Raw genomic sequence first — 6994 nt, 5'->3', positions numbered from 1 at the left:
AGCAAGGCGCAGGCGGCCGCCGACTGGATGCACGCCCAGCAGCCCCAGCCTGAGGAGATCGCCGCATGATCCGCGCCCCGAAAATTTGCGGTGGAAGTCACATTAGGGCTGGACTGTCAGGATATGTCGCCAAGCATGCCGAGAACATGCGGATCGTTGTCGCGTCGCCGAAGCCGGATAAGATGAGCCAGGGTCTCGATCCGCCAAGTTTGGTCACACCAGACGGTATGAGGCATGCCCAAAGCGAGCGCGATCTCGTTTTCCACTGCCTGGTGGCGGGTATAGCGTTCACCGCCTTTCCGGAAGCACGTCAGTGGTGCCGCTCGCATTTCAGTGGTCTCCTGATGCGTCTGACTGTGCGGCGACTGGTCCATGTCTGGCTCAAGAAACGGTTAGCCGCGATCGGAAATCCGGATGTAAAATTTTTTGGCCCGAACTTCCCTCGCGCTCGCAGCCATCTTGCCGGCCGCGAGAGACATCATGACATATCGAAATGAACGAAAGGATCGTGTCCGACAACTTACGTTGATCTCCCACTATCTGCTTGGCCGGCAGAATTCTGCTAGACTGCATCCGCCTCCACAAGATCTACGGTATGACCTTCGGGATCCTCGATTGTTGCACGCCGTCCCCACCGCGTCGAATGCGGTGCTCTCAGAAGTCGTCCATTGTTAGATGCAACGGCAATGCACCGCGCATCGAGGTCATCAACCGTGAAACCGAGGCGCACGGCGCGGGTGCTCGCATGCTCCTCATGGCAGGGATAGATTTCGAGGAGGCCCCCGCCCGTTTCACAGCTCAAATGCACGGGACCGCTCCCGTGCTTTTCAAGTTGGAACGCGAGACCGAGTGAACCGTAGAAATCAGCAAGGGCATGGGGATTGCGAGCGCGAAGGACGAGAAGGTTTAGCTGCATGGGGCAGGCTCCTTTCAATTCAGTCTTTGTTTGACCGCCACGGGATCTACAGGCTCAATGGGCGCCTCAAATGTTGGGAAATGCGCACGCAATTCCAGCCGGCCGCCCATGGCTCGCAAATAATTTATAAGTGCGCTGACTTTGATATCCGCACCCTTTTCCAAACGAGATACGCGCGCTTGATCTGTTCCCAGGCTATCAGCGAGGTGTGATTGCGTTTCGCCTAGAAGATGTCGCAACTCTCGAAGGCCCAATGGGTGTATTTGCGCATTCTTACGCCATTGCGCTGCAAGTTGTAGAATGCGTGCGCTAGCTTCTGCGGAATTCCTGTAAATTTCCTGAGGGCGTCGTCCATAGCTGTTCGTATCGATAAATAGACCAAAACCGAGCGCAGACTGCCACAGGACATTCGACCGCATGCCGTCGATCTCAATGTCGAGCCACCACTCACCGTCCGGATTGGAAGGCTCGTCGATGTCGAAGGAAACCGACACTTCAGACTGAAGCGCTTCGATCAACTCATGAATGGGTTCGCTCATAGCGTAATGCTCCTCGCGTTGTGGCCGGCCTTGTCCAAAAGAACGACCTTGTTCAGATCGACTATCAGGATCGCACCGCTCTCACTGAAATAGGTATTGTGTCCCTGGCTGCGGTAGCGGTGCAAATCGTCGCGCCCGGGAACCGACCGGTGCGCGTCGTCTCGCGGCGGATACATCCGGCCATCATCCCGCGGAAAAGCAGGATCGAAGGCGATGCCGGAAAATTCGTTCTCGACCTCGATCAGAGTTAGGCTGAGAAGCTCGAAAGCCTCCGCCTTGGATGCGCAAGCCGGCGCAGCCAAAAGGCGGAGGCAGAACTCTTTGAGGCGATCGCGCATATCCATGTTAAAAACGACATATGTTGCTTTCGACATATTTTCAAGAGCCCATTTGAGGCAAAATCGCACCGGCGCAGTCATCGTTTGCCCACTGCCGTCCGTAGTGCCGCAGCCATAAGCCAGAGGCCCAGCGCATTCGACCCGGCTAAGACTCATCCCCTGCTCACATGCTGGACGGATGAACGGAAGGTAGGTTTTACGGATAGGATGAGGGCCGTGAACATCCACTTCTGGGGCGGGCCCTGACCGGCGCGGTAGCACGTTGTCTTTTGCGACTCGCCGCCTGTTTTGGCGGCTGCTACCGATGGTCCATGAACCGCACCGCGCACCTCGCTAGAAAAGTCACAACTAAATTTGAGATTGAGGAATCGGTCCGCCGGCTCGTGGCGTTCCTCGAGCGGAACAAGCAGGACGGGGCTTTCGATTTTCCTTTCAGCTACTCTTATCCCAAGAATTGCTGCGAGAGCGTGTCACTAATCCTTACCTATCTTCTCGAAGAAAGGTACGGCCTGACAAACGTCGTCATCATAAAGGGCACAAAACCCAGAAAGCACGAGCACCATTTTTGGGTCATGGTCGGAGATCTAAACTACGACTTGACAGCACATCAATTTCCCAGGCACATACCAATTGTTGGCATACTGGCTCACTCGCTGTTTTTCTCGTTCACCGAATGGGAGGTCGAGCACCGCCGTGATTTCGTTGAGCGCGATGCAGTGATCGCTCTTCACCGCGCCGGAGTTATTCCGTTCTGATCTCGCAATGCCATTTTTTCAGTCCTAGCTTCCCTGGTGCCATAGAGAATGGCAGGAAGATTTCGGAATCCCGCTGCTCGCAGCGGCTCAGCCAGCCTGCAAGGGTTTACTGAAGAACGGGCAGCCTGCGTCATCTTCGTATGCTTCGGCCAAAAGCTTGGGATGGAATTCGGCGATCTTTTCGGGGTGACCTTCGAGCATGCGCAACATCGAGCGGCGAAGGCACGCCATGGCGACCTCTATTGAAAGCGCCGGGATCTCGAATTGTGTATCACTTGGGTGGAAATAATCGATCCCATGATCTGCCATGCGCGAAAAACTCATCGGGGCCGAATGGGTATGGGCAGAAAAATAGGCGTAGACGCCGTTGAACTGCGTCTCGTCCCATCCCATCATCCTAGTCGCAACATTGCGCATGCCGACGACGAACATTTCCTCGCCGCTAGCGACGCGCTTTTTGCGCTCATCCGACAGTTTGTGAAAAGTTGGGCCTGCCTCGATTTGGGCCTTTAATTCGTCTCGGCCTACTCGAATATCATCGGCCGACATCCCAAAGCCTCGCATGAGTTTCAGCCTGCCGACGGAATCATGAAGTCTGAGCAGGGTGTGGCGAAATTCCCATTCTTCGTCAGGCACTGGATCCAGCAGGTAAGCTATCATAGTCGAGGCCTCCATGATCATCCGGGCAAGAGCCATTATCGCATGATGATCGAACATGGATGACTGTAGGGCTATGGCGCCAATCGACCGGGCATGCGCACAGCATTTTGCAAAAACCATCGAGGCGAGCATACCACTGGTTGAAGTTGGAAGGCCCGTCAGGGCCATCGAGACATGGTTCGCGAAGCCGCCTAGCGAGCTGAGCCTGTCTATTTGTTCGCGGATAGGGCTACCCAGCGATCGAACTTCCTGTTCGCCTCCCCTATCGCGCGCCCGGGCTGCCCTTCGTTGCTTTCTGTTGTGACTGCTCATTCTGCAATCGTAATCTATCGAGTTGAAGCGTAAAGCGCCGGACACGTCGGGAATTGGCATCGCTAACATTGCCCGATCATCCGACTATAATTCATGAACGGATGGCAGCAGTCAGGGAGTGCTGCGAATTCCGCCTATGACCGCCTTTTAGGCGGCGAGCTACCAGGCATTCAGCGATTGAGCAGCCGTGAAATGAACCGGCTCAATCGCTGCGAAGGGCCCGCATCACCGTCGAGCTGATCGTTACTGAGGCGCCTCCCCAGTTCCAGCGGAAGCTCTGCGTACGGCGAAACCTCGATCTGGAGTTCCTCGATCGTTGCAATCTGCCTGGGCTGGCCACCACGCCAGTGCCGCACATCCGGATCGCGGCCAGCATCGGCAACGCCGAACACCATCACGAAGAAGGTGCCCAGCCCCGGGTCCCATCCGACCGCAACCTCGAAAATGTCCGAGTGCTGAGCGAGCGGCTTCAAAGAATACCGGCTCATCGGCTCACCAGTCGCTTGCCAGCATGACCGTCACGACGCGAAAGCTCTGCTGCGCGTCCCACGGCCTCTCCGAGCCCCAGGAGAACGTCCCGTCGTTGGCGTAGACGTCGATCTTCCAGAAGATCTTGTGCCCCTGGTACTCGACCGCACCAAAGTCGCGCTCGCCGTGAGGGTCGTTCCCCGGCTCGATCGGGGTCTCGTTGATTAGCCTGCGCAGCGCCGCCTGGCCCATCATCAGGCTGGCTTGCCGGGCGCCGGGGTCGTCGCCGTCGCCAGCAAGGATGTCGGCCAGCGTCCGGGTGAACACAGTGCGCGAAGTTGGCAGTGACCCCGCGCGGGCCGCGTCGTTGAGCCGGGCAATCTCGGCAGCGTGGTTGACGGCGGCGGGCGTAGATTGAGCAAGCTGGGTCATGGGTTCTTCCTTTCAAGATTGATCCCCCGCCGAGTGCCCCCTCCCCTCCACTGTCCGGTTGACGGGGTTTGAGCGTTCACGCTACGTTCCTTTGGGAAGGATCACGCCATGCCCGCTCCCAGCCACCTCGACCATTTCGATCTCGACATCGGCCTGCGCGATGCGTCGTGCGACGAGAACCTGCCGCCGGTGCGCCGGGCGATCGCGGCGCTGTGCATCGGCGGCGGCGTAGACGATGCCTATCTGTCGGTACGGGAACTGCGCGAGGCAGTGTCACTGGTGCATGAAAACGCCCCCGGCGGGCGGGCAAAGCTCGCCGGTATCCTCAGCACCCAGTGCGACGATTTCCAGCGGGCGATTTATTACTGCCTGGCCGGGCGCGGGGTGGTCGAAATGGCCGAGGCGATGGACTGGCTGCTGACGATCCTCAAGGCGCGCGGCCGCACCGCGGCCTGGCTCAGCCGACTGCGGGTGCGGCGCAAGGACCTCGTTTCGCCCTATGTCAGTGAAGCGCCCGATGGCCCGGTCGTATCAGCGAGCCCCGATTTCGAGCTTGGGCAATCGTGGTTCGTCGAACGCGGGCCAGGCCCCTACTGATCATCCGGATCGTCATCGTTGCAGGTGACGACCCGCGAGACGGTGCGCCCCGGCGCCGCCTTGCTCGCCAGCACCACGCGGAAGGGCTGCAGGGGATTGCCAGTCTTGACCACGGCGGTGTCGCCCTGGACGTGCTCGGCAACCCGGGTTGCGATCCGGTTGGCGTTCTCGATGCTGCACAGGCGCGCCCGTTTGGACGAGCGCTGAGGTGGTGCGGGGTCGGTCATGGCACTACTCGCTTGGGTGCCGGGTCACGAGGCTGACGGGGCGGCGGGCGGCGGCACGATCGTCCAGACCCGGCTCATCAGCTTGCTGATCTTCACCCCGACCCCGTCGCTGACCCGGCGCAGGATGGTCTTGCGGCCCGACTGGACGACGCGGAAGCTGCGCTCGCTCTGCCCGTCGGCGAAGGTCAGCGGCTCGGCCAGCACCAGCATGTCGCCCGGCGCCGGCTTGCGGCGCGTGGTCAGGACAAGGCGCTGGCGGCAGTGCTCGCGCCACTGCGCGGCGTATTCGTTGCCGGGAGGACCGAGCAGATCGAGGATCGAGGCCGGGCAATCGTAATTGTACGGCCCCATCGTTTCGCTCATGTCCTTGTAACCGAACTCCTCACCGCTGCGCGCGCCGGGGCTCCATTTGACGAGGCAGATGATCGCGAATGTCTCGCGCGGGCCTTCGACATCGTAGCTCTGGCAGGCGGCGTAGTAGGCGCCCGAACGAACGGTGGATTTGAGGACGCGCAGGCCCGTCGCCCGGCCCTTCTCAGGGTCGGGCGGATAGGTGCATTGGTTGTCGAGATAGGCCTTCGGCGTGGCGAACGGGGCCATGCCGCCGCGGGACATGAACAGCCAACCCATGGCGGATCTCCTAGACGAGCGCCTGCTGGCGCGGGTTGATGGAAAGGCCGGTCTCGCGCACGACGAGCGCACGGAAGCTGTGCGGCGCGGCAAGGACCGCGATGTCGCAGAAGTGATTGCGGTCGCCGAGGTAGTCCTGGCGGCCCTTGCAGCGGCGGAACATGACCTCGCGGCCCGGACGGATGCAAGGGATCGAGACCTGAACGTAGATCTCGTCACCGTGGAGCGTGATCTCGCCCGAGACCGCAGGCCCCGCAAAGTTGCTGCGCAGATCGTACTGGTCAGGTTCGAGTCCCAGATGGCGCGCCGCCACCCGCAGCGCCGAACGCGCCTCGCGGTGGAAGGCGCGCTTTGCTTCCGGGTCGTAGCCGATGCCGCGCCGGGCCAGCGCGACAAGCGCAGGCTTCGATTTCAGCTCGTCGATCTTGGCGAGACACTGCCGGCGCAGCGGCAGGTCTTCGGCGAAGGTCTCATCGGACGCGTGGCCGAGCGCGATGCGGCCGACGTGACGCGCGAGCAGAATGGTCGCGGGATCGCGGGCCGGGTCGATCCCGGCGTTGCGCGCATCCTGCATCGCATCGACAACGGCCTGGGTGGCAGTGGCAATGGTCGCGAGCGCGTCGGGCTGCAGGGCACGGCGATAGCGGAAGTCGAGATCGTAGTTCATCGGTGAAGTCTCCCTTTGCGCCCCCTGGCGCATCGAGCTCCCACCCCCTCCCCTTCCCGCTCGCCATGCGAGCGATCGCAGTGCCTCGGCTTTCCGGACGGCGTCAGGCCGCCTCCTTGAGTTCGTCCGGCAGGGTCGAACCGAGCGCGGGATCGAACTGGCGCAGCCACTTCACCGCCTGCTCGGCCTTGGCCGCCGCGTGGAGAATCGCGGTCTTGTCGCCGCGAAGGATCTTCAACCAGTGGTGGATATAGGAGGCGTGGCTGTCGTGAAGCTCATTGGGGAGACCGTATTCGGCGCAGAGGGTGGCCTGGCAGAGCGAGGCGACATATCCTGACAGTCCAGCGCTAATGTGAATTCCAGCGCCATTTTTGCGAACCTGTTTCACGCCGCCATCTCCTCGGCCTGGGGCTGCTGGGCATGCATCCAATCGGCTGCGGCCTGGGCCTTGCT

At 60.7% G+C, this 6994-nt stretch carries 13 protein-coding genes; 3 read left to right on the top strand and 10 right to left on the bottom strand.

The annotated features are described in order from the left end of the window. The first annotated feature begins 65 nt into the window (after nt 1-65). Nucleotides 66-497: a hypothetical protein gene (locus tag EH199_RS24890; protein ID WP_223806911.1), complete on the top strand. Its 432-nt coding sequence runs from the start codon at nt 66-68 to the stop codon at nt 495-497. A 65-nt stretch (nt 498-562) separates the two neighbouring features. On the opposite strand, the gene EH199_RS25155 is transcribed toward EH199_RS24890, so the two are convergent. Genes EH199_RS25155 through EH199_RS23915 form a run of 3 tightly spaced genes read right to left on the bottom strand, consistent with a single transcriptional unit; the run spans nt 563 to nt 1874 of the window. After that, a complete protein-coding gene (locus EH199_RS25155; protein WP_124811525.1) occupies nt 563-916 on the bottom strand; it encodes a VOC family protein in 354 nt (117 codons plus the stop codon). A 14-nt stretch (nt 917-930) separates the two neighbouring features. Continuing rightward, nucleotides 931-1455: an XRE family transcriptional regulator gene (locus tag EH199_RS23920; RefSeq protein WP_124811524.1), complete on the bottom strand. Its 525-nt coding sequence runs from the start codon at nt 1453-1455 to the stop codon at nt 931-933. Further along, on the bottom strand, nt 1452-1874 hold the full coding sequence (locus EH199_RS23915) for a hypothetical protein (protein ID WP_223806910.1): 423 nt from the start codon (nt 1872-1874) through the stop codon (nt 1452-1454). The genes EH199_RS23920 and EH199_RS23915 overlap by 4 nt, the downstream gene beginning before the upstream one ends. 230 nt (nt 1875-2104) lie before the next feature. Here EH199_RS23915 and EH199_RS23910 point away from each other — a divergent pair, with 230 nt between their 5' ends. Beyond that, on the top strand, nt 2105-2548 hold the full coding sequence (locus tag EH199_RS23910; RefSeq protein ID WP_124811523.1) for a hypothetical protein: 444 nt from the start codon (nt 2105-2107) through the stop codon (nt 2546-2548). 87 nt (nt 2549-2635) lie between these two features. Here EH199_RS23910 and EH199_RS23905 read toward each other — a convergent pair whose 3' ends face one another. From EH199_RS23905 to EH199_RS23895, 3 genes are all read right to left on the bottom strand, one after another. Further along, nucleotides 2636-3520 (bottom strand): DUF5677 domain-containing protein, encoded by an 885-nt coding sequence (locus tag EH199_RS23905; RefSeq protein WP_124811522.1) that lies wholly within the window; start codon nt 3518-3520, stop codon nt 2636-2638. Nucleotides 3521-3690: 170 nt separating this feature from the next. Then, a complete protein-coding gene (locus tag EH199_RS23900; protein WP_124811521.1) occupies nt 3691-4008 on the bottom strand; it encodes a hypothetical protein in 318 nt (105 codons plus the stop codon). A 4-nt stretch (nt 4009-4012) separates the two neighbouring features. Further along, complete coding sequence (locus tag EH199_RS23895; protein ID WP_124811520.1) at nt 4013-4420, bottom strand: DUF3768 domain-containing protein; 408 nt, start codon at nt 4418-4420, stop codon at nt 4013-4015. Between the two features lie 108 nt (nt 4421-4528). Here EH199_RS23895 and EH199_RS23890 point away from each other — a divergent pair, with 108 nt between their 5' ends. Then, the gene (locus EH199_RS23890) at nt 4529-5017 is read left to right on the top strand and encodes a hypothetical protein (RefSeq protein ID WP_124811519.1); all 489 of its coding nucleotides are present in this window, start codon (nt 4529-4531) and stop codon (nt 5015-5017) included. Here EH199_RS23890 and EH199_RS23885 read toward each other — a convergent pair. The 4 genes from EH199_RS23885 to EH199_RS23865 form a co-directional block, all read right to left on the bottom strand. Then, entirely contained in the window at nt 5011-5244 is a 234-nt protein-coding gene (locus EH199_RS23885) for a hypothetical protein (RefSeq protein ID WP_124811518.1), read from the bottom strand. The genes EH199_RS23890 and EH199_RS23885 overlap by 7 nt on opposite strands. 24 nt (nt 5245-5268) lie before the next feature. Next, nucleotides 5269-5874 carry a hypothetical protein gene (locus tag EH199_RS24885; RefSeq protein WP_223806909.1) on the bottom strand — a complete coding sequence of 202 codons (606 nt, stop codon included), beginning with the start codon at nt 5872-5874 and terminating at the stop codon, nt 5269-5271. A gap of 10 nt (nt 5875-5884) precedes the next feature. Beyond that, nucleotides 5885-6541 (bottom strand): hypothetical protein, encoded by a 657-nt coding sequence (locus tag EH199_RS23870; protein ID WP_124811517.1) that lies wholly within the window; start codon nt 6539-6541, stop codon nt 5885-5887. A gap of 103 nt (nt 6542-6644) precedes the next feature. Then, nucleotides 6645-6929 (bottom strand): zincin-like metallopeptidase domain-containing protein, encoded by a 285-nt coding sequence (locus EH199_RS23865; protein WP_124811516.1) that lies wholly within the window; start codon nt 6927-6929, stop codon nt 6645-6647. Nucleotides 6930-6994 lie beyond the last annotated feature (65 nt).

Source organism: Novosphingobium sp. LASN5T (genome assembly GCF_003856955.1).
Taxonomy (GTDB): domain Bacteria; phylum Pseudomonadota; class Alphaproteobacteria; order Sphingomonadales; family Sphingomonadaceae; genus Novosphingobium.
Note: the sequence above shows the minus strand (reverse complement) of the source record. Positions and strands in the feature narration are given on the sequence as shown.